This window comes from Pseudomonas sp. NPDC089554, from assembly GCF_050280645.1.
GTDB lineage: Bacteria > Pseudomonadota > Gammaproteobacteria > Pseudomonadales > Pseudomonadaceae > Aquipseudomonas.
Genome location: NZ_JBNNVR010000094.1, coordinates 1 through 20,829 on the forward strand (window position 1 = coordinate 1; position 20,829 = coordinate 20,829).

At 60.1% G+C, this 20,829-nt stretch carries 18 protein-coding genes and 1 pseudogene; 6 read left to right on the forward strand and 13 right to left on the reverse strand.

All coding sequences use genetic code 11. The features are described from left to right. Positions 1–92: 92 nt before the first annotated feature. From ACQKPE_RS21685 to ACQKPE_RS21695, 3 genes and pseudogenes are all read left to right on the forward strand, one after another. A pseudogene (locus tag ACQKPE_RS21685) lies at positions 93–875 on the forward strand (glycine--tRNA ligase subunit beta); the annotation flags it as partial. A gap of 3 nt (positions 876–878) precedes the next feature. Continuing rightward, complete coding sequence (gene gmhB / locus ACQKPE_RS21690; RefSeq protein ID WP_427668771.1) at positions 879–1,409, forward strand: D-glycero-beta-D-manno-heptose 1,7-bisphosphate 7-phosphatase; 531 nt, start codon at positions 879–881, stop codon at positions 1,407–1,409. 59 nt (positions 1,410–1,468) lie between these two features. After that, on the forward strand, positions 1,469–2,239 hold the full coding sequence (locus ACQKPE_RS21695; RefSeq protein ID WP_427668772.1) for a lysophospholipid acyltransferase family protein: 771 nt from the start codon (positions 1,469–1,471) through the stop codon (positions 2,237–2,239). A gap of 181 nt (positions 2,240–2,420) precedes the next feature. Here ACQKPE_RS21695 and ACQKPE_RS21700 read toward each other — a convergent pair whose 3' ends face one another. Together ACQKPE_RS21700 and ACQKPE_RS21705 are read right to left on the reverse strand one after the other, a co-directional pair. Continuing rightward, positions 2,421–4,040 (reverse strand): MFS transporter, encoded by a 1,620-nt coding sequence (locus ACQKPE_RS21700; RefSeq protein ID WP_427668773.1) that lies wholly within the window; start codon positions 4,038–4,040, stop codon positions 2,421–2,423. Between the two features lie 97 nt (positions 4,041–4,137). Next, the gene (locus ACQKPE_RS21705; protein WP_427668774.1) at positions 4,138–5,787 is read right to left on the reverse strand and encodes a GMC family oxidoreductase; all 1,650 of its coding nucleotides are present in this window, start codon (positions 5,785–5,787) and stop codon (positions 4,138–4,140) included. 160 nt (positions 5,788–5,947) lie between these two features. On the opposite strand from ACQKPE_RS21705, the gene ACQKPE_RS21710 reads away from it, so the two are divergent. Beyond that, positions 5,948–6,835, forward strand: coding sequence for a LysR family transcriptional regulator (locus tag ACQKPE_RS21710; RefSeq protein WP_427668775.1), 888 nt, complete (start codon positions 5,948–5,950; stop codon positions 6,833–6,835). On the opposite strand, the gene ACQKPE_RS21715 is transcribed toward ACQKPE_RS21710, so the two are convergent. The 6 genes from ACQKPE_RS21715 to ACQKPE_RS21740 form a co-directional block, all read right to left on the reverse strand. After that, positions 6,824–7,642 carry a sulfite exporter TauE/SafE family protein gene (locus ACQKPE_RS21715; RefSeq protein WP_427668776.1) on the reverse strand — a complete coding sequence of 273 codons (819 nt, stop codon included), beginning with the start codon at positions 7,640–7,642 and terminating at the stop codon, positions 6,824–6,826. The genes ACQKPE_RS21710 and ACQKPE_RS21715 overlap by 12 nt on opposite strands. Positions 7,643–7,669: 27 nt before the next feature. Further along, positions 7,670–8,554 carry an MBL fold metallo-hydrolase gene (locus ACQKPE_RS21720; RefSeq protein WP_427668777.1) on the reverse strand — a complete coding sequence of 295 codons (885 nt, stop codon included), beginning with the start codon at positions 8,552–8,554 and terminating at the stop codon, positions 7,670–7,672. 238 nt (positions 8,555–8,792) lie between these two features. Further along, a complete protein-coding gene (locus tag ACQKPE_RS21725; protein WP_427668778.1) occupies positions 8,793–9,605 on the reverse strand; it encodes a hypothetical protein in 813 nt (270 codons plus the stop codon). 30 nt (positions 9,606–9,635) lie between these two features. Beyond that, a complete protein-coding gene (locus ACQKPE_RS21730; RefSeq protein ID WP_427668779.1) occupies positions 9,636–11,231 on the reverse strand; it encodes an asparaginase domain-containing protein in 1,596 nt (531 codons plus the stop codon). 36 nt (positions 11,232–11,267) lie between these two features. Next, a complete protein-coding gene (locus ACQKPE_RS21735) occupies positions 11,268–12,152 on the reverse strand; it encodes a hypothetical protein (RefSeq protein WP_427668780.1) in 885 nt (294 codons plus the stop codon). Further along, entirely contained in the window at positions 12,149–12,967 is an 819-nt protein-coding gene (locus ACQKPE_RS21740; protein WP_427668781.1) for a hypothetical protein, read from the reverse strand. The genes ACQKPE_RS21735 and ACQKPE_RS21740 overlap by 4 nt, the downstream gene beginning before the upstream one ends. 645 nt (positions 12,968–13,612) lie before the next feature. Here ACQKPE_RS21740 and ACQKPE_RS21745 point away from each other — a divergent pair. Together ACQKPE_RS21745 and ACQKPE_RS21750 are read left to right on the forward strand one after the other, a co-directional pair. Next, complete coding sequence (locus ACQKPE_RS21745) at positions 13,613–13,942, forward strand: hypothetical protein (protein WP_427668782.1); 330 nt, start codon at positions 13,613–13,615, stop codon at positions 13,940–13,942. A 56-nt stretch (positions 13,943–13,998) separates the two neighbouring features. Further along, positions 13,999–14,562: a hypothetical protein gene (locus ACQKPE_RS21750; protein WP_427668783.1), complete on the forward strand. Its 564-nt coding sequence runs from the start codon at positions 13,999–14,001 to the stop codon at positions 14,560–14,562. A gap of 188 nt (positions 14,563–14,750) precedes the next feature. On the opposite strand, the gene ACQKPE_RS21755 is transcribed toward ACQKPE_RS21750, so the two are convergent. The 5 genes from ACQKPE_RS21755 to ACQKPE_RS21775 form a co-directional block, all read right to left on the reverse strand. After that, positions 14,751–15,083 carry a YegP family protein gene (locus tag ACQKPE_RS21755; protein ID WP_427668784.1) on the reverse strand — a complete coding sequence of 111 codons (333 nt, stop codon included), beginning with the start codon at positions 15,081–15,083 and terminating at the stop codon, positions 14,751–14,753. A gap of 811 nt (positions 15,084–15,894) precedes the next feature. After that, the gene (gene gyrB / locus ACQKPE_RS21760; protein ID WP_427668785.1) at positions 15,895–18,315 is read right to left on the reverse strand and encodes a DNA topoisomerase (ATP-hydrolyzing) subunit B; all 2,421 of its coding nucleotides are present in this window, start codon (positions 18,313–18,315) and stop codon (positions 15,895–15,897) included. Positions 18,316–18,319: 4 nt separating this feature from the next. Beyond that, positions 18,320–19,426 (reverse strand): DNA replication/repair protein RecF, encoded by a 1,107-nt coding sequence (recF, locus tag ACQKPE_RS21765; protein ID WP_427668786.1) that lies wholly within the window; start codon positions 19,424–19,426, stop codon positions 18,320–18,322. A gap of 15 nt (positions 19,427–19,441) precedes the next feature. Beyond that, on the reverse strand, positions 19,442–20,545 hold the full coding sequence (dnaN, locus tag ACQKPE_RS21770) for a DNA polymerase III subunit beta (RefSeq protein ID WP_375098451.1): 1,104 nt from the start codon (positions 20,543–20,545) through the stop codon (positions 19,442–19,444). 40 nt (positions 20,546–20,585) lie between these two features. Further along, the coding region (locus tag ACQKPE_RS21775; RefSeq protein ID WP_427668787.1) for a helix-turn-helix domain-containing protein at positions 20,586–20,829 on the reverse strand (244 nt) is incomplete at its 5' end.

Below are 20,829 nucleotides of genomic sequence, written 5' to 3' on the forward strand. Positions count from 1 at the left end.
AGTGAAGAAGCGCATACGGTGGATGCCTTGGCAGTCAGAGGCGATGAAAGACGTGGTAGCCTGCGAAAAGCTTTGGGGAGTCGGCAAACAGACTGAACGAGCAGTACATGCCGCGCGGTGCCGGCGCCGAACTGCCCGACACCCTGACCGGTGCCGCCGTGGCCGTGGCCGACAAGCTCGACACCCTGGTCGGCATTTTCGGCATCGGCATGCTGCCCACCGGCAGCAAGGACCCCTACGCCCTGCGTCGTGCGGCCCTGGGCGTGCTGCGTATCCTGATCGAGAAGCAGCTGGACCTGGACCTGAACGAGGCCGTCGACTTCGCAGTCAAGCAGTACGGCGCCAAGGTCAAGGCAGCAGGCCTTGCCGAGCAAGTGCTGGAGTTCGTCTTCGACCGCCTGCGTGCGCGTTACGAAGACGAAGGCGTGGATGTGGCCACTTATCTGTCGGTGCGTGCGCTCAAGCCGGGTTCGGCACTGGACTTCGACCAGCGCGTACAGGCCGTGCAGGCCTTCCGCAAGCTGCCGGAAGCCGAGGCCCTGGCTGCGGTTAACAAGCGTGTGTCGAACCTGCTGAGCAAGGCCGAAGGTGCGATCTCCGAGCAAGTCGAACCGAAGTATTTCGACAACGCCAACGAGTTCTCCCTGTACTCGGCGATCCAGCAGGCCGACCAGGCCGTGCAGCCGATGGCAGCCGCGCGCCAGTACAGCGAGTCGCTGGCCCGCCTGGCCGCGCTGCGTGACCCAGTCGACGCCTTCTTCGAGGCGGTGATGGTCAACGCCGAGGACGCCAAGGTACGCGCCAACCGTTATGCCCTGCTCAGCCGCCTGCGCGGCCTGTTCCTGGGCGTGGCCGACATCTCGTTGCTGGGGTAAGCCTTGAAACTGCTGATTCTCGATCGAGACGGGGTGATCAACTACGACTCCGACGCCTATATCAAGTCGCTGGAGGAGTGGCTGCCCATTCCTGGCTCGATCGAGGCCATCGCGCAGTTGAGCAAGGCGGGTTGGACGGTGGCGGTGGCCACCAACCAGTCCGGTATCGCCCGCGGCTATTACTCGCTGGAAACCCTCGAGGCCATGCACGCGCGCCTGCGCGCGCTGGTGGCCGAGCAGGGGGGCGAGGTGGGCCATATTGTGTATTGCCCGCATGGCCCGGATGACGGCTGCGCTTGCCGCAAGCCCAAGCCCGGCATGCTGCGGGCGATCGCCACGCATTACCAGGCCGACCTGGCAGGTGTATGGTTCGTCGGTGACAGTAAAGGTGACCTCGAGGCCGCCCTGGCCGTCGATGCACAACCTGTGTTGGTAAAAACCGGCAAGGGTGAGAGAACGCTGAGCAAAGGCGTTCCAGAAAAAACATTGATATTCGATGATTTGGCGGCTATCGCCAGCGAACTTACTCGTTAGTGCGCCGACCGGCGCACTTTTTCCTAAGGCGGGCACGCCCCGCAACGGTACATGCCACTATGTCGATCCTGCAGGCGATCAGAATTTTTCTTTTTTACCTGCTGTTGGGCACCAGTTCGCTGCTGTGGTGCTCGCTGAGCTTTTTCGTTGCGCCGTTCCTGCCGTTCGCCAAGCGCTACCGGTTCATCAACGTTTACTGGTGCCGTTTCGCGGTGCTGCTGGCGCAAGTGTTCCTGGGCATCCGTTACAAGATCACCGGCGCCGAAAACGTGCCGCAAACGCCGTGCGTGATCCTCTCCAACCACCAGAGCACCTGGGAAACATTCTTCCTGTCGGCGTACTTCTCGCCCCTGAGCCAGGTACTCAAGCGCGAGCTGCTGTACGTGCCGTTCTTCGGCTGGGCGATGGCCATGCTGCGGCCCATCGCCATTGACCGTGGCAACCCCAAGGAAGCCCTGCGCCATGTGGCGAGCAAGGGTGACGAGTTGCTCAAGCAGGGCGTTTGGGTGCTGATCTTCCCTGAAGGCACCCGCGTGCCGCACGGGCAGGTGGGCAAGTTCTCCCGTGGCGGTACGGCGCTGGCAGTGAATGCCGGGTTGCCGGTGCTGCCGGTGGCGCACAACGCCGGCAAGTTCTGGCCAAAATCGGGTTGGGGCAAGCACTCGGGTACCATCGAGGTGGTGATCGGCGAGCCGATGTACGCGCAAGGGTCTGGGCCACGGGCAATCGCCGAGCTGAACGACCGCGCGCAGGCGTGGAACGAGGCGGCTCAGCGAGCCATGGGTTCGTTGCCACCGACGCCGGAAAACGCAGCGCAGCCGATTGCCTGACGTTCTGTGGATAACTTGTTAGCAAATTTTGGATTAACACCTATGGATGCATGCTAACTCGTTGAATTACATGTTTATTTCCATGTATGACGTTTTTCCGAAAATCGTGCATAAGTTTTTTCGGGCTATAAAAAAACCGGCTTTTACGCCGGTTTTTTTGCATCGCTAGGTTGCCAAGGCTTCAGACCTTGTCGATATCCACATCGCGGGTCTCTTTCAGGCAGAAAATTCCCACCACCAGGCTCACCCCGGTAATCAGCACCGGGTACCAGAGCCCGTAGAAGATATCCCCGGTGTACACCACCAATGCGAACGACACGGTCGGCAGGAAGCCGCCGAACCAGCCGTTACCAATGTGGTAGGGCAGAGACATCGAGGTGTAGCGGATGCGCGTGGGGAACAGCTCCACCATCACCGCCGCCAGCGGGCCGTAGGTCATGGTCGCGATCAGGATCATCGCCACGATCAGCACCACCACCATCACTTCGTTCACCTGCGAGGCATCGGCCTTGGCCGGGTAGCCGGCCTCGGTGATCGCGGCGCGCATGGCGACGTCGTCGAAGCCATTGATGGTCTTGTCACCGATGCTCACCGAAACGTCGCTGCCGGTGGTGTTCACCGAGCTGTACGGCAGGCCCTGCTTGACCAGGAAGGTCTTGACCTTGTCGCACGGGCTGTCGAAACGCGCCTTGCCCACCGGGTCGAACTGGAAGGTGCAGCCCTGCGGGTCGGCATGCACCACGATTGGCGCATGGCGGCTGGCCGTGTCGATCTGCGGGTTGGCGTAGTAGCTCAGGGCCTTGAACATCGGGAAGTAGCACACCGTGGCCAGCAGCAGGCCGATCATCAGGATCGGCTTGCGCCCCACCCGGTCGGAAAGCCAGCCGAAGAACACGAAGAACGGTGCACCGATGATCACGCTGATGATCAGCAAGGTGTTGGCCTGGGCCGGGTCCATCTTGAGCATCTGCGTCATGAAGAACAGCACGTAGAACTGCGCCGTGTAGAAGGTCACGGCTTGGCCTGCGTTGATGCTGAACAGCGCGGTCAGTACCACCTTGAGGTTCGGCCAGGAGGTGAACGACTCACGAATCGGCGACTTGCTCACCTTGCCCTGGGCCTTCATTTTCACGAAGGCGGGCGACTCGTGCATGCTCATGCGGATCCACGTGGAGATCGCCAGCAGCACGATCGACAGCAGGAACGGCAAGCGCCAGCCCCAGGTCTCGAACTGATCGCCACTGATATAGCGGCTGGCAAGCACCACCACCAGCGACAGCAGCAGGCCCAGGGTGGCAGTGGATTGGATGAAGCCGGTGTGGAAGCCACGCTTGCCCGGCGGGGCGTGCTCGGCCACGTAGGTGGCGGCGCCGCCATATTCGCCGCCCAGGGCCAGGCCCTGGAGCATGCGCAGGATCACCAGGATGATCGGCGCGGCAATGCCGATACTGGCGTAGGTGGGCAACAGGCCGACGGCGAAGGTGGAGACACCCATCAGCACGATGGTTACCAGGAAGGTGTACTTGCGCCCGATCATGTCACCCAGGCGGCCGAACACCAGCGCACCGAAGGGCCTCACCAGGAAGCCCGCCGCGAAGGCCATCAGCGCGAAGATGAACGCCGTGGTGTCGTTCACCCCGGAGAAGAACTGCTTGCTGATGACAGCGGCCAGTGCGCCATAGAGAAAAAAGTCATACCACTCGAACACTGTCCCGAGGGATGACGCGAAAATGATCTTGCGTTCCTCACGTCGGCTGGTGCTGGGCGCAGCCGCGCTTTGCTCTTGGATGTAATCCGACATCGTTGCTGTCCTCGGCCCGCAGGCCACAGTGATTATTCTTTTTGTTCCACTGTCGACGGCTTCCGACCGCAAGCCGTCGGTGTTGCACGCACCCGGGTCAGGGCGTCGGTATAGCGCTGGTTTCGTTGAGGTTGGTCTGCTTGGAAGCCCCCTTGAGAATCAGTTGTGCCGCCTTCTCGGCGATCATCAATGTGGGTGAACAGGTATTGCCGGAGATGATCTGCGGCATGATCGAGGCATCGGCCACCCGCAGGCCAGGTACGCCGTGCACACGCAGCTGGCTGTCGACCACGTCCAGTGGACCACTGCCCATGCGGCAGGTGCCAACCGGGTGGAAGATGGTGGTGCCGATCTTGCCAGCGGCCTCGTGCAGTTCCTCCTCGGTATGCAGCGAAGGGCCTGGCAGGTATTCACGCGGGGCGAAGGCCGCCAGGGCAGGGGCCTGGACGATACGCCGGGTGAGGCGGATGGCATCGGCGGCGACGCGCAGGTCCTGGGGGTCGCTGAGGTAGTTGGGGTCGATCAGCGGCGCAGCGCCGGGGTCGGCCGAGCGGATATCGATGCGCCCACGGCTGGCCGGGCGCAGGTTGCAGACCGAGGCGGTGAACGCCGGGAAGCGGTGCAGCGGCTCGCCGAAGCGCTCCAACGACAGGGGCTGCACGTGGTATTGCAGGTTGGCGCTGGGCTGGTCGGGGCTGGAGCGTACGAAGGCACCCAACTGGCTCGGCGCCATGGCCAGCGGCCCGCTGCGAGCATAGAGGTAGTGCAGGCCCATGCCCAACTTGCCCCACAGGCTGTTGGCCATCTGGTTGAGGGTGCGGGTGTTGTTCACTTGGTAGATAAGGCGCAGTTGCAGGTGATCCTGCAAGTTGCCACCCACCCCGGGCAACTCATGGCGTACACCAATGCCAAGGCCTTCGAGTAGCTTACGCGGGCCGATGCCGGAGCGCTGGAGTATTCCGGGCGAGCCGACGGAACCGGCGCAGAGAATGATTTCGCGGCGTGCCGCGAACTCCTGCCAGGCACCTTGGTGGCGGGCTTTCACCGCCGTGGCGCGGGTGTTGTCCAGCAACACCCTGTCGACTTGCACATCCGTCAGCACGGTCAGGTTGGGCCGGTGCTGAATGGGCCGCAAAAAGGCTTTGGAAGCATTCCAGCGCACACCGCTGCGCTGGTTCACCTGGAAGTATCCACAACCCTGGTTGTCACCGGTATTGAAGTCGTCGACCTTGGCGATGCCGGTCTGCTCGGCGGCATCGCGGAAGGCATCGAGGATCGGCCAGCTGTAGCGCTGGCGCTCGACCCGCCATTCGCCATCGGCGCCATGGCTTTCGCTGGCTCCGGCGAAGTGGCTTTCGCTGGCCTTGAACAGCGGCAGCACGTCCTTCCAGGCCCAACCGTCGTTGCCTTGCTCGGCCCAGCGGTCGTAGTCGCCGGCCTGGCCGCGCATGTAGATCATGCCGTTGATCGACGAACTGCCGCCCAGCACCCGGCCACGCGGGTAGCTCAGGCTGCGACCTTCAAGGCCAGGTTGTGCTTCGGTCTTGAAGCACCAGTCGGTGCGGGGGTTGTTGATGCAGTAGAGGTAACCGACGGGGATATGAATCCACGGGTAGTTGTCGCGACCGCCCGCTTCCAGCAGCAGGACGCGGCAGGAAGGGTCGGCAGAAAGACGATTGGCCAGCAGGCAACCGGCAGGGCCAGCGCCTACGACCACATAGTCGAAGACAGAGTCGGCTGATGGCATGTGCAACCTCGCGCCTGATTATTGTTCTTGTCGCCTCTCATCTTATTGATTAATTTCGTGGACGAAACACGAGAATTTGCGCAGCCGTTGTGCGTTTTAGCACAGCGCCAAGTCTGTACCGACCGCTATGCGGACGGCATTAACAGCACAAGAGGACCCCATGTTCGATTGGAACGACCTGCGGTTTTTCCTGGAGTTGCAGCGCAGCGGCCGCCTGCTGACTGCCGCCAAACGTCTCAACACCACCCACAGTACGGTGGCCCGGCATATCGAGAGCATCGAGCAGAGCCTGGGCACACCGCTGTTCGTGCAGCATGCCCAAGGCTACGAACTGACCCCCTCGGGCCACGCCCTGCTCAAGCATGCCGAAGCGATGGAGAACGTCGCGCTGCTGGCCCAGGAGGAAATCACCCAGGCCATCGCTCCGCTGGGCAAGATTCGCCTGGGGGTCACCGAGGGCATTGGCATCGCCTTCTTCACCCCACGCCTGAATGCATTGTTCGAGCGCTACCCAGGGCTCGAGGTGGAGCTGGTGGCGGTGCCGCGTTTTGTCAGCATCCTCAACCGCGAAGCGGAAATCAGCGTGCATCTGGAACGACCCAACGCCGACCTGCTGATCACCCGCAAACTCACCGACTACCGCCTGGCGCTGTATGCCAGCCAAGCCTACCTGGACCTAGCGCCGCCCTTGCGTCACCGGGAGGACCTGGCCAAGCACAGCTGGATCGGCTACGTCGACGACCTGCTGTTCAGCCAGGAATTGTTGTTCCTCAACAGTTTCTGCCGAGCCCCCAACGTGGTGTTCCGCAGCACCAGCGTGATCGCCCAGCAGCGGGCTGCGCAGGCCGGCCTGGGCATCGCCGTGCTGCCCAACTTCATGGCCCGTCACGACCCGACGCTGGTGCGGGTGCTGCCCAGCGAGACCATCCAGCGCAGCTACTGGATCAGCACCCGGCGCGAGCTGCACAAGTCGGTGCGCCTGCGCGTGGTGTGGGATTACCTGCTGGCGCTGTGCGCCGCGCAGCAAGACGAGTTGCTAGCCGAGTAGGGCCTTGCCGACCAGCAATAGTGCGGCGCTGAAACCGGCCACCGCGAACAGCTGCTGCAAGCGCGGGCCGGCCAGCTTCGCACCCAGGGGGCGTGCCAGCAGCAGCCCAAGCACCGCGCCCACGGCGAAGGGCGCCCCCACCCGCCAGTGCATCACCCCCGTCAGGCTTGCGGTAACCACACTTCCGGTAGACACCAACGCGATCACCGCTAGCGAGGTGGCGACGATGCTCTTCATATTCAGGTTGGAGTAACGGCCCAACGCAGGCACGATCACGAAACCACCGCCCACGCCAAGCAAGCCGGAGAGCAACCCCGAAAGCATGCCGGTGAACGCCAGCGCCTTGGCGCAGGGCAGGGTCCAGCGCAGGCGACCCTGTAGCGGGTTGAGCACGCACGGCATGATCTGCCGGTCGCCGCAGGGTGATTCACCGCGCAACTCGCGGGCCGCCTTGCGCCAGATCCGCAGGCAGGCATACACCAGCACCCCGGCGAACACCAAAGCGAGCGGTGTATTGGGCAAGCGGTGCGCGAGCATCAGGCCGAACGGCGTACAGGCGATACCGATCGAGGCAATGAACAGCGCTGCGCGGTAACGCACCAGGCCTTGGCGTAACCCGAGCCCCGCGCCGACGGCGGCCGCCATCCCCACCGCAAGCAGGCCGACAGGCGCCGCTTCGACCATGGAAAAGCCCAGGCCGAAGACCAGCAGAGGCACCGCAAGAATGCCGCCACCCGCACCGGTCAGCGCCAGCACCGCACCGATCAAAGCCCCCAGACCAGCCCCGAGAAGCTGTTGTTCGATCACCTCATATCCCCGCGACCCGTTTCATACCTACAGCACATTCAGTGGAACCTTCAGGTAGCGCACGCCGTTTTCCTCAGGCTCGGGCAACTGCCCGCTGCGCATGTTCACCTGCACCGATGGCAAGATCAGCACCGGCATGTCCAGGGTTGCGTCGCGGGCTTCGCGCATCGCTACGAAAGCGTCTTCACTGACGCCATCGTTGATATGCACATTGTCGGCACGCTGTTCGGCCACCGTGGTCATGTAGCGCAGCTCGCGACCACCGGGCAGGTAGTCGTGGCACATGAACAGGCGGGTCGAATCGGGGAGGGCCAGCAGGCGGCGGATCGAGCGATAGAGCGTGCGTGCATCGGCACCAGGGAAGTCGCAACGAGCGGTGCCGTAGTCGGGCATGAACAAGGTGTCGCCAACGAACACCGCCGTTTCGCCGCCATCCTCGATCACGTAGCTCATGCACGCTGGGGTATGGCCGGGCGTGTGCAAAGCGCGGGCACGCAGGTTGCCGATCAGGAATTCTTCTTCATCTTTGAGCAGCACGTCGAACTGGCTGCCATCGCGGGCGAAACCTGGCTCGGCGTTGAACAGCGCACCGAATACTTTCTGCACTTGAGTGATATGCGCGCCGATTGCTACCTGGCCACCGAGTGTTTTTTTGAGATAGGCCGCCGCCGACAAATGATCGGCGTGCACATGGGTTTCTAGAATCCATTGCACCTTGGCGCCAAGCGCCTCCACACGAGCGACCAGTTTGTCGGCGCTGACATAGCCGGTGCGTCCAGATTTGGGGTCGTAGTCCAGCACGCTATCGACCAAGGCACATTGCCGTGTTTCACGGTCCATGAGCAGGTAGCTGATGGTCGAGGTCGCCTCGTCGAACAAGGCTTCCACGTGCAGGTTGTTGCCGATGTTCATCGCATTCTCCAAATTTTCCGCCGCACCTTTATAGAGGTGTAGGCGGCAAACAGGTTTGATCCAGATGCATGAAACAGCATCAACGTGAAAAGCATCGCGAATTATGGACGCTGGTGCGGGTGCGCTCAATGGCGTGGCGGGGGATGGACGAGGAAGGAGGTTACTGCGTCAAACGAGGATGTTCCACGTGGAACACAAAAGCCTGGGCACCGGTCAGGGTGCCCAGGTCTTCATGCCATCAGATGATATTCACACCTGAGTCAGGAACGAACATGAAGCAGTAGAACTGGTAGCTGGCCACCAGCTCGTTGGTGTTGGTATTGGAGATAGGGCCTTGGTTGACCGTCCAGTTCGCTGTGGCGGGGTTGGTGATCGGGTTGCCCGCGAAGTCGAAGTTGGTGACTTGGTCGTTACCGTCTTTCTGCGACCAGGAATCACAACCGCCCGACGAATTGTCGCAACGTGCCCAGTGGTAGTCGCCCGGCCAGTTGGCGTCGCCCGCAGGGGAGACCATCAATGCCACGAAATGCCCGCCCAAGGCGCCAACGCCCACACCCACTCCGGGGTTGATGCCTTGCTTGCTCGACTTGAACTTCATCAACTCGGCCATGTTCATGCCTGCCATCACCAAGCCGTCTTTCACGGCGTAGCTGCTGACGACGGCGCCGAGGCCTGCGACGGGCTTGCTGAAGTCTGCCGACGTCAGCAGATAGCCGCTTTGACGGCCTGGCTGTGGGAAGGTGTTCGGCGTGATGTTGCAGCCATAGGCGTAGCAGTTGTTGTTGGGCTGGAATTTGTAGGACATGAAGTTGCCTTGGCAGTCCTCCGCCGGGTTATAACCCCCAGCCGAACCACCCACCACGGTTGGCCCGTATTTCTGTACACCAATGGTCTGCGTCTGCGGGTAGACGATGTTCACGCTCACCACCGTCGGGGCGATGTAGTGCTCATCGGGTGCAGCCAACAACGCCGCATCGGTGATCACCTGATGGAACTGGTCCTGGGGGGCTACCCTGCCACTGAGCTTGAATTGCCGCGCAAGTAAAGACATCGCTCGATCCTCTCGTAAGGTGTGATTGCGTCAAACAGCCGGGTACAGCGTTGCGGCGATGGTGTTCGCCGAGTAGTTCAGCACTTGCAACTTCAAGGTACTGGCCGCGGGGGTTGCGGCCACATAGCGGCCGGTCAGCACCAGCCGTGAAGAGGCACCGGCGGGGTTGCCGGTGTTGGTGGCCCACAGGGCTTGGTTGTCGCGCCCGTAGAACACCAGGTTGCCGTCGTCCTGCATCACCAGCCGGCCTGGCAATGCGCTGGCGCTGGGCGCGGAGGGTAGTTGCCACAGTGGGCTGGTGGTGCCCGCGCCGGTCAGCACCGGGCCCAGCTCAGGGTCGTTGAGCAGCTGCGCGCTGCCATCCAGGGCGCTGATCGACTGGCCTGGCAACAGGGTCGTATTGCGTCGGCTGTCGAGCTGGTTGACGCTGAGCATCTCGCCGGCGAGGTCGGTCTGGAACAGTTCCTGGACCTGGCTGCGGGTCCAGCCGTTGTGGCTGGCCGAGGCCATGAGGATCATCAACTTGGCCAGCGCGGCCATCGGCGTCATGTCCGCAGGTGCCAGGGCGCCCACCTGAGGCAACCATGCGCCGGCAGCGTAGGCGCTGCTGTTCACCGTGGCGGACAGCACCTGGGTGCAGTTGACGATGTTCACGCCTTGCTCGTTGGCCAGGTCCAGTGCCTGGTAGATCGCCCCCTGGTTCGGGTTGTCCGGGTTGCCAGAGGGGAAGTTACCTTCGCCATAGGACTCCAGGATGATGCCCGTGGCACCCGCGGCCACCATTGCATCGATCAAGCCGGCCATGAACGACTTGGCCGGGCTCTGGCTGTAGTACGCCGGGAAGGCATTGAGCTGCATGACCGGGAAGTTGTTGATGGACGCCGTGATCGCCGCCAGCGTCGCTTGCTGCGCCGCCAGCACCGAGGGGTCATCCAGGCTGACACTGCTGTGCACCGGCCCCGGCAACCAATTGGCGTTGTTCAACGTCAGCGCCACGCCGTACTCGGCCAGGGCCGGGTAGTTGGGCGAGCTGAACGCATTGAACTCGCTGGCGTTGGTCTTCACTGCGCGGTTGCCGCGGTACAGGTTGTTCTGGAAATACACACCCACTTCCGGAATGCCACTTTGCGCCATGGCAACCGCGCCGCAGACATTCTGGAAGGCATCGGTATTGAAGTTCAGGCTCAATGGGGCGCTGCTGTTGGCCTGGTAGTACAGCGGCACCTGCGACCCGGTGATGATCACCGGCTTGCTCAACAGTGCGGTACCCACGCCGCGGCTATCGAAGTTGTTCAGCAGGAACGACAGCGCCGTGCCGCTGAAGTCCATGCTGTCGGTGCCATGCAGCACGACGAAGCCATCGTAGGCCGCATAGTTGTCGAGGATCCCCTGGGCCATGATGCACCAGTCGGTCGGCTGCAAGTTCGTGCTGTCGAGGGTCTTGGTGCTGGACTCGGGGAAGGTCACCGAGGTCAGGTAGTCCACCTGCAGGTCGCTGAATTGCTGCTGCAGGATCGGGTCGATGAGCTGCTGGCTGGCAGTGGCGAATTGCTGGGCGGACATGGGCGCCAGCGGGTTGCCGACGCAACTGATGGTGCCGCCGGTATTGATGACTGCAATTTTCATGAGCGTGCTTCCTCTGCTCGGCTCGATGGGCTCGGCTCAGTGGCTCAGCAAGACCTTGCGCAGGCGCGCGAAGGACGGCGGCGTGGTCTTGCGCAGGTGCAGCTCGCTGAGGCTCACCACCGGGGCCATGGCGATGGCGAACGCCGCGCCCAGCTTGAGCTGGTCGGAGAACCAGGGCGCTTCATAGGCCGGGGTGGTGGACCAGTTCTGACGAATCTCGTCGCTTTCCAGGTTGACGATGTTGGTGAACGCCGTGGACGGGTCGCTTGGCGTCTTGCGGAACTGAATGGCGATCGAGGCCAGCTCTACCAGTTCCTGGTGGGTGAAGGGCAGGGCGGCATCGCGGATCTGCCGCGGCGGGTGCTCTTGGCGGCGCATGATGCAGTAGACGGTCTGGCCACCGCAGGTGGGGTCGCGTTGGAACAGTTGCAGGGTATAGGGCTGGTTGGTGGCCAGCGCCTTGCCGGCGCCGTCGAAGCTCAAACCGAACATGCCGCGGTTCTGCTGGTTGGGGTCGCCTTGCAGCAGCGACAGCTTGGCCTCGCTGACCTTGCCACCCAGTTGGTCGATACAGGCGTGCAGTTGTTCGGCGTTCTCTATCGAGGTGCCGTTGTCTGGCGGGTTCGCGCCCTGGGCGTAGATACGGTAGTTGTCGGCCAGCTGCGCCGCGACGATGGTGAAGAACGCACTGATGCAGCTGGGGCTGTCCAGGTGGGCGATGGTCGCCGTGGTACGGTCGCCATGGCTGGCCACCACCACGGTGATGATGCAGGAGGTGGCGCTGTCGGAGTAGCAGATGAACGGCCGGCCAGATACCAATTCGAAGGTCTGGTAGTTGCCTTGGTCGACGTACACGAAACCTGCGGCGGGCGGAGTCACTGGCGCGTTGTTGTTCAATTCGAAAGAGACATCGACTTTCATGGCTGCACTCCATAGATACGCAGGGGGTTGTTCGCGGGGTTGCCGTTGATCTGGTACTGGCACATCAGCTCGTCGCGGCTTGCGGTGAAAAGCGCGGTGGCCTGGGTGTGGAATTCGGTGCCGATGTAATCCGTCTCGCGGCAGATCGACAGCTCGGTGCGGCCGTAGTACTGGTCGCTGAGTAGCGCCTTGACGCCACGCTCGGTGGGGTCGGACTGGAGGATTTTTTCAGCGCGGTCCAAGCGCAAGTAGGTGCTGTGGTTGGCCGGGTAGTTGACCGCATCCGGCTGCAGGCGGAAGGCGTTGGTCGAGACGAAAAAGCCGCTGTCGCGCACGATCTGGCGCACTGAGGACTGGTTGAAGGGGTTGGGCATGTACTCGATGAAAATCGCCACCTGCTTGGTGCGATTGCTATCGGCCCAACCGGTGATCAAGGAAATATCCGGGGCAGGAAAGGGCGTGTTTGCGCCCATGGTCTGGTAGAACTTGGCCAGGCTTTGCGCAGCTTCAGTGGCAGTGGTGTAGCTTTTGATGCTGTCTTCGTAGGCCGCGAACAGCGCATTTACCTGGTCATCGGTGGTGTAGTTGCCCGCTGCGGTGGTGGTGTAGGCATCCGCTGCCACGAAGGAAACGCCCTGGTCGTTGTAGCCCGCCCACATTCTGCCACCACCCTGGCGAGTCATCGCCAGGTAACTGCCGACGCCATTACGGCCCTGACGAAGCTGCGGCTCGTCGAAGTGCGTGACCGGTATCAGGTCGCACTGCTTGAAGGTGCTGAGGCGCCCCTCACTAAAAACGGCTCCAATGGTGCACATGGCTACTCCTTGATACGTCGAGTGGGACAACAAGGTTCGGCCGCTCGGTGCTTGATACCGAGGGCGCGAAAGGAAAACCGGGTTCACACGAGAGGGAAGCTGCGCAGGCGCAATGCGCCCAGAGGGGAGTTTGCGCGGCCCTGCGCGGATACTGGCAAAATGATGACTTCCTTTTCGGTTTGCTCAGCCTAGACCGCTTTTTGGCATCCGCCAGGGCTAGTTGTGAATAAATCAAAGAGCGATGGGAAATAAAAAAGCCAAGGTCTCGCGACCTTGGCTTTTTTAATTTGCGGTTCGAACCTAGCGCATGTCGATAGGCACATTAATTGTCGCGGCGGCTCCAAGAGCCAAGCGGGTTCCACGTGGAACATGAGCACTAATAGTGTCGTTCCCGGAACAAAATTCGTGTCGTTTCACGGTAATCAGTCCCAATTTAATGTCGTTTTTAACGGAGGGCACTTGCCGACATGGTCGTGGCCCAAGCTGGCGTATAGCTACGCTATCCCCGCGCACCAGAAGGTGACAAGCGACGCATTTCTTAGGCTAAAGCACATAGCTCTCTGTAGGTACGTTACAAAGAGCTTGCATAACTCAAGGTGACGAGATAGTTTTGTTCTCTATAACCACATTACAGAGACGCATCTCATGATTACCTCCCCTACCGCGATAGCCGAAGCCATTGATGACATCACCTTGGGATTGGAACGCGTTCTCGTTGGATTCGCTAATTTGAAAGCCTTGCTGGTCGAGGGCGAAGAGACACCCGAGTACGATCCACGCGACCCAACCAACAAGCATGAAGACGGCAAATTGACGGATCGTGGGGTAGAGATCTGTTATCGCCTGTTTGATGCCGGAAAAAGTCGTTATGCGGTAGGCGCTGAAATGCAGATCTCCTTCAGCGCCGCGAATCACAGATTTGAAGCATGGAAAAAAGAGGGTGGCCTTGATCGAGTGAAGCAACCACTCGTGTAACCCCCATAGGCGAAAGCTGCCTGAACCCTTTCTTATAAATCCAGAAAGAACTCACCATGACCCGAACGTTGCTGGATGTACAACTTGCGAGACTGCTCTATCCGCTTCTAATCGAACTAGCCACTGCTCGTATGATTCTGACCTATGGCCAGCTGATCGAACGCGCCCAAGCCCGTTACCCTGATGATCAGCGAGTAAAAAATCTGATACCAGTACGGATGGGGCGCATTCTCTGGGTAATCTATGACTTCGTAGAAGAGCGCGAGCTACCACGATTGACCCTGATAATCGTCAGTGCTGGGGATCAATACCCTGGCAGTGCGATGTGGCAACACGACTGCCATGTGGAGCAGCAGCGCTGCTTTGCATTTGACTGGACCACAGTCGATCAAGACTTTGATGTGTACGGCCGAAATTCCGAAAAAGCGGTAACCCCTCTTCGACGACTGCCCCGAGAGCAAGCTAAAAGGCTGATGGCCACCCATTATCGCGACCAAGCACATGCCTACCCAAGCAACATTCGTTTCCTGCGAGAGGCCATCATTGAACATATCATGAATGGTCTGTCAGTGGAGGAGGCCTTTCAAATCGAAGCGCAGCTTTTGGTTTCGTCGCAATAACAGTAAACGGTAAACGTGCTAAAGCAGGTACATCGCGCCTCCCACTCCCCACACACCAGCCTTGGACGCGCCAAAAATCAGATGAGGATTAACCGTGCTGCGGCACCCACCGGCGGGTGGGTTGCCCCCCTTTTGTCAGGGCAAAAAAAGCCCCTAGAAGAAGGGGCTGGAAATGGTGACCCTACGGTTTAAGTCAGGTCTACAGTCGGAGCGGTTGGGGCGTATGCTTTGACCGCAGCAATTCCACCATCACGGGCTTGGGATGTAGTGTAGGTTTCGCTCGTACCGATCACCTGGCCATTACTGGCGTTCAGGGTGAAGTAATACTGCGCGTTAGTGGACCCGTGCTTTTTGTAGTAGATGTCGTAAGGAGCATGTGCTTTGACGGACTGAATGCCGTTTTGGCAATTTGCCTTAGTGGTGTAGGCCTCGCTTGCAAGGATTTTTTCACCATTAGGGGCTTTGAGGCGGAAGTAATACTGCCGGTTGATACCCAGAAAAATCTCGAATTTCGCGCTCATATTTACTCCTTACTTCTCTTTGCGGACGCCTTTGAAGGGCGTTTTGTCCGAAGTTTTTACGTCCATAAACTGACCGGTCTCAGCGTCCCGTTTAACCGCCCAGTTTCTCCATGAACTGAGCCAATAGTTTGAAGCGATCAAGCATGGCGTTGGGTACGCAAAGCAGCATTTTCTTGCCCAAATGCATTCAAGCGTTTGACTATCGAGGCGACGCTGCTTCGTCTCCCTGTCACGAACAGGCAAGTCAGCAGTTTCAGATGCCTCACTTACAGGAGGCAATATGGGCACCAAATCTCAGCGGTCTACCAATTGGAGGGGGGGCTACAGTTTCTGAGGTGCTGGATGCGCTTAGCTATATGCGGGTGACAAACAAAAAGGCTGCCATTTGGCAGCCTTTTGGGTGAATCCATTTCAAACTTAGTGAGAAGGTTTCGCGATCGAATGATCTTGAGCGGCTATGGCATATCTTCCGGTCTTTCTAAACCACCTGTTTCATACACAGTTTCGCCGAAATTAAGAAATTACCTTCATCCGCACCAGTATCCTATCGTACAGCAGATCATAGGGGATCTGGATTCCTCGATGCTTGGCCAACAGCAGTCAAGCAGCGATGCGGTTAGTTTCGATGAAGCTGGAACCATGTTCCATCATATCGCCCATAGAAACCTAAACAAGGGCTTGGAGCAAGGTGCGTATCGCTTTGACTAGGCTACGCCACAAAGAAAAACCCCGACACCACGGCCGGGGTTTTCCCTAGACAGCGACAGTAACTCGCCCACTTGCGACACTTAATGTGCCCATCGACAGCGCATCAGAAGTCCAGGTTGGACACCGACAAAGCGTTGCTTTCGATGAAGTCGCGGCGAGGTTCCACCGCATCGCCCATCAGGGTGTTGAAGATCTGGTCGGCAGCGATCGCGTCTTCGATGGTCACCTTGAGCATACGGCGCACGGTCGGGTCCATGGTGGTTTCCCACAGCTGGTCCGGGTTCATCTCACCCAGCCCTTTATAGCGCTGGATGGTATGACGCTTGGAGGTCTCGTTCATCAGCCAGTCAAGGGCTTCCTTGAACTCGGTAACCGCCTTGCGGCGCTCGCCACGCTGCACATAGGCACCTTCGCCGAGCAGAGTGCTCAGCTTGCTGCCCAGGGCCACGACGGTGCGGTAGTCATTGCTGCCGAAGAAGTCGCGGTTGAAGGTGACATAGCTGGCCAGGCCATGGGAGGTGACTTCCACTTCCGGCAGCCACACATTGCGCTCTTTGTCTTCACGCAGGCTGGCTTGATAGACCAGGCCAGATTTCTGGCTTTCGCTCAGGCGTGCCTGGAACTTCGCCAGCCAGGCTTGCATGGCGGCGTGATCGGCCAGTTGCTCAAGCGGTACTTCCGGCAGGTAGATGAAGTGCTCGGTCAGATCCTGCGGATACAGGCGCGACAGGCGCTTGAGTGTCTTCATCACAGCCCGGAACTCGTTCACCAGGCTTTCCAGTTGCACACCGGAAACCGCCGGGGCCGACTCATCCAGGTGCAAGCTGGCATCTTCGAGGGCCGACTGGGTCATGTACTCTTCCATGGCCTCGTCGTCCTTGATGTACTGCTCTTGCTTGCCCTTCTTGACCTTGTACAGCGGCGGCTGGGCAATGTAGATGTAACCACGCTCGACCAGCTCCGGCAGCTGACGGAAGAAGAAGGTCAGCAACAGGGTACGGATGTGCGAACCGTCAACGTCAGCATCGGTCATGATGATGATGTTGTGATAACGCAGCTTGTCGATGTTGTACTCTTCGCGGCCGATGCCACAGCCCAGTGCGGTGATCAGCGTGCCGACTTCCTGGGACGAAATCATCTTGTCGAAACGCGCCTTCTCGACGTTGAGGATCTTGCCCTTGAGCGGCAGAATCGCCTGGGTACGGCGGTTACGGCCTTGCTTGGCGGAACCACCGGCGGAGTCACCCTCCACCAGGTACAGTTCGGAGAGGGCAGGGTCTTTCTCCTGGCAGTCGGCAAGCTTGCCCGGCAGGCCAGCGATATCCAGTGCGCCCTTGCGGCGGGTCATTTCCCGCGCCTTGCGCGCAGCCTCACGGGCACGCGCAGCATCGATCATCTTGCCAACAACAGCCTTGGCTTCGTTGGGGTTCTCCAGCAGGAAGTCGGCGAAGTATTTGTTCATCTCCTGTTCCACGGCCGTTTTCACTTCCGAGGAAACCAGCTTGTCCTTGGTCTGGGAGCTGAACTTCGGGTCTGGCACCTTGACCGAAATGATCGCGGTCAGGCCTTCACGGGCGTCGTCACCGGTGGTGGCGACCTTGTTCTTCTTCGCCAGGCCTTCCTGCTCGATGTAGCTGTTCAGGCTACGGGTCAGGGAGGAACGGAAGCCCACCAGGTGAGTACCGCCATCACGCTGAGGAATGTTGTTGGTGAAGCACAGCAGATTTTCGTTGAAGCTGTCGTTCCACTGCAGCGCCACTTCCACGCCCACACCATCGTCACGCTGGACGTTGAAGTGGAATACCTGGGAATTCACCGGGGTCTTGTTGGTGTTCAAGTACTCGACGAACGCGCGCAGGCCACCTTCGTACTTGAAGAACTCTTCCTTGCCGGAGCGTTCATCCTTGAGCAGGATGCCGACGCCCGAGTTGAGGAACGACAGCTCACGAATACGCTTGGCCAGGATGTCCCAGCTGAAGTGGATGTTCTTGAAGGTTTCAGCGGAAGGCTTGAAGTGGATATGGGTACCGGTGCTTTCACTATCACCCACCACGGCCATCGGCGCTTGTGGAACACCGTGAACGTAGGTTTGTTCCCAGATCTTGCCGCTGCGGCGCACTGTCAGCACCAGCTGCTCGGACAGCGCGTTCACCACGGAAACACCTACACCGTGCAGACCGCCAGACACCTTGTAGGAGTTGTCGTCGAACTTACCGCCAGCGTGCAGCACGGTCATGATGACCTCGGCTGCCGAAACCCCTTCTTCTTTATGCACATCAACCGGAATGCCGCGACCGTTGTCGCGCACACTGATGGATTCGTCCGGGTGAATGATGACGGTGATGTCGTCACAGTGGCCGGCGAGGGCCTCGTCGATCGAGTTGTCGACCACCTCGAAGACCATGTGGTGCAGGCCGCTACCATCATCGGTGTCGCCAATGTACATGCCGGGACGCTTGCGTACGGCATCCAGCCCTTTCAGCACCTTGATGCTGGAGGAGTCGTACGTTTGATTTTCGCTCATGCCTTCACTCCCGATGGTCGTGGGTCTGGGTGATACAGCCTTGTTCCACGTGGAACAAGGCAACTGGCGTTTCCGTCTGCCAGCCTTCCCTCAGTAATTCGTGGTCTACACAGGTGATGAATACCTGGCAGTGTAATTCTTCAAGCAAGCGGCACAGTGCGCGGCGGTGTTGCTCGTCCAGTTCGGACGGCAAGTCATCCACCAGATAAATACATTGACCGCGGCGAACCTGGCTGACGAGATGCCCCTGGGCAATTCGAAGGGCACATACAACAAGCTTCTGCTGACCCCGAGACAGGATGTCGGCGGCATTGTTGGCGCCCAATCGCAGGCGCAAGTCAGCGCGTTGCGGACCGGCTTGGGTATGTCCCATTTGCTGGTCGCGGAGAAGGGAACCTGCGAGTACGTCGACGAGTTCGCGGTCTTTATCCCAGCCCCGGTAATAGCTCAGGGTCAAACCTTCCAGCTCGACCAGTTCACTCAGGGTTCGCTCGAAGACAGGCTTCAAGGCCTTGATGTAATTGCGACGGTATTCATCTATTTCTGCGCTGGCCAGGCACAACTCCCGGTCCCAGGCGGCTTGCGAAGCGGCGTCAAGTGTACCATGCCGCAGCCATGAGTTCCGCTGCCGCAGGGCCTTCTGCAGGCGCTGCCAGGTGGCCATGAAACGAGGTTCCACGTGGAACACACCCCAGTCCAGAAATTGCCTGCGGACTTTTGGTGCGCCTTCAAGCAAGCGGAAGCTGTCTGGGTTGATCAGTTGCAGTGGCAACAGCTCAGCCAGTTGCGCCGCACTGCGTGCATTCTGGCCGTCGATTCGAATGGTGAACTCGCCCTGGCGTTCCCGGGATACCCCAAGGTTGCTAGTCGCCCCTTCATCTCCCACCTCTACTTGGCCAAACACCGTGCAGGTAGGCTGCTCATACTGAATGACAGGGTTTAGGCGGGTACTGCGAAACGAGCGCGCCAAGCCAAGCAGATGCACAGCCTCGAGCACACTGGTTTTGCCGCTGCCATTGGCACCGTAGAGGATATTGATACGGGGAGAGGGGGAGAGGGTCACCGGGTGCAGGTTGCGCACCGCGGTGACCGAAATACGTCGAAGGGACATTTGGCCTGCTACGGGTTACAGACGCATCGGCATGACAACGTAGGAAGAGTCGTCATTGCCGGCTTCCTGCAGCAGGGCACTGCTGTTGGAGTCGGAAAGGATCAGACGAACCTGCTCAGTGGTCATGACGCCCAGCACGTCCAGCAGGTAGCTGACGTTGAAGCCAATCTCCAGCGAGCCACCTTCATAGTCGACGCCAATTTCTTCTTCCGCTTCTTCTTGCTCAGGGTTGTTGGCCTGAATCTTCAACTGGCCAGAAGCCAATTGCAGGCGAATGCCACGGTATTTTTCGTTGGACAGGATCGCGGTACGGCTGAAGGCCTCACGCAGCGCCTGGCGGTCACCGAGCACCAGCTTGTCACCGCCCTTGGGCAGTACACGCTCGTAGTCTGGGAACTTGCCGTCCACCAGCTTGGAGGTGAAGGTGAACTCACCGGTGGTAGCGCGAATGTGGTGCTGGCCCAGGACGATACTGACCATGCCTTCCGGGTCGGTCAGCAGACGCGCCAGTTCAAGGATACCTTTGCGTGGCACGATCACCTGGTGGCGCTCGGCTTGGCCGATAGGCGCCTGCATGGCACACAGGGCCAGGCGGTGACCATCGGTGGCAACTGCGCGCAGGGTGTCGGTGGAGACTTCCAGCAGCATCCCGTTCAAGTAGTAGCGCACGTCCTGCTGGGCCATGGCGAAGCTGGTGCGCTCGATCAGGCGGCGCAGCTTGCTTTGCTCCAGGTTGCAGGTGAGCGAGCCAGGGCCTTCTTCCACGGTCGGAAAATCGTTGGCCGGCAGGGTAGACAGGGTGAAGCGGCTACGGCCAGCCTTGACCAGCAGCTTCTGGTCCTCGACCTTGACGTCGATCAGCACGTCGCTGGGCAGGCTCTTGCAGATGTCCATCAGCTTGCGCGCAGGAACGGTGATCTCGCCTGGCTCAGCCGGCTCTTCCAGCTGCACGCGGCCAACCAGTTCGACTTCCAGGTCGGTACCGGTCAACGACAGTTGCTGGCCTTGCACGACCAACAGCACGTTGGACAGAACCGGCAAGGTCTGGCGGCGCTCGACGACGCCTGCGACCAGTTGCAGGGGTTTCAACAGGGCTTCGCGTTGAATGGTGAAATGCATGGTCTAGTCCCTTGCCTTCAATAAGCTGCACCGACCGCCTTCAGGTGGTCAGGGTCCGCAGCAGGTTCTTGTAGTCCTCGCGGATGTCCGCGTCGGATTCCTTCAATTCGTTGATCTTGCGGCATGCGTGCAACACAGTGGTGTGGTCACGGCCGCCAAACATGTCGCCGATTTCCGGCAAGCTGTGGTTGGTCATGAATTCGTGAGACGCAAATTCCTGCTGCTGCTGGAAATGGGGTTGATTCTGGCCGGCCTGGCCCTTGGCTGGTCGGCATGGAAGCTCA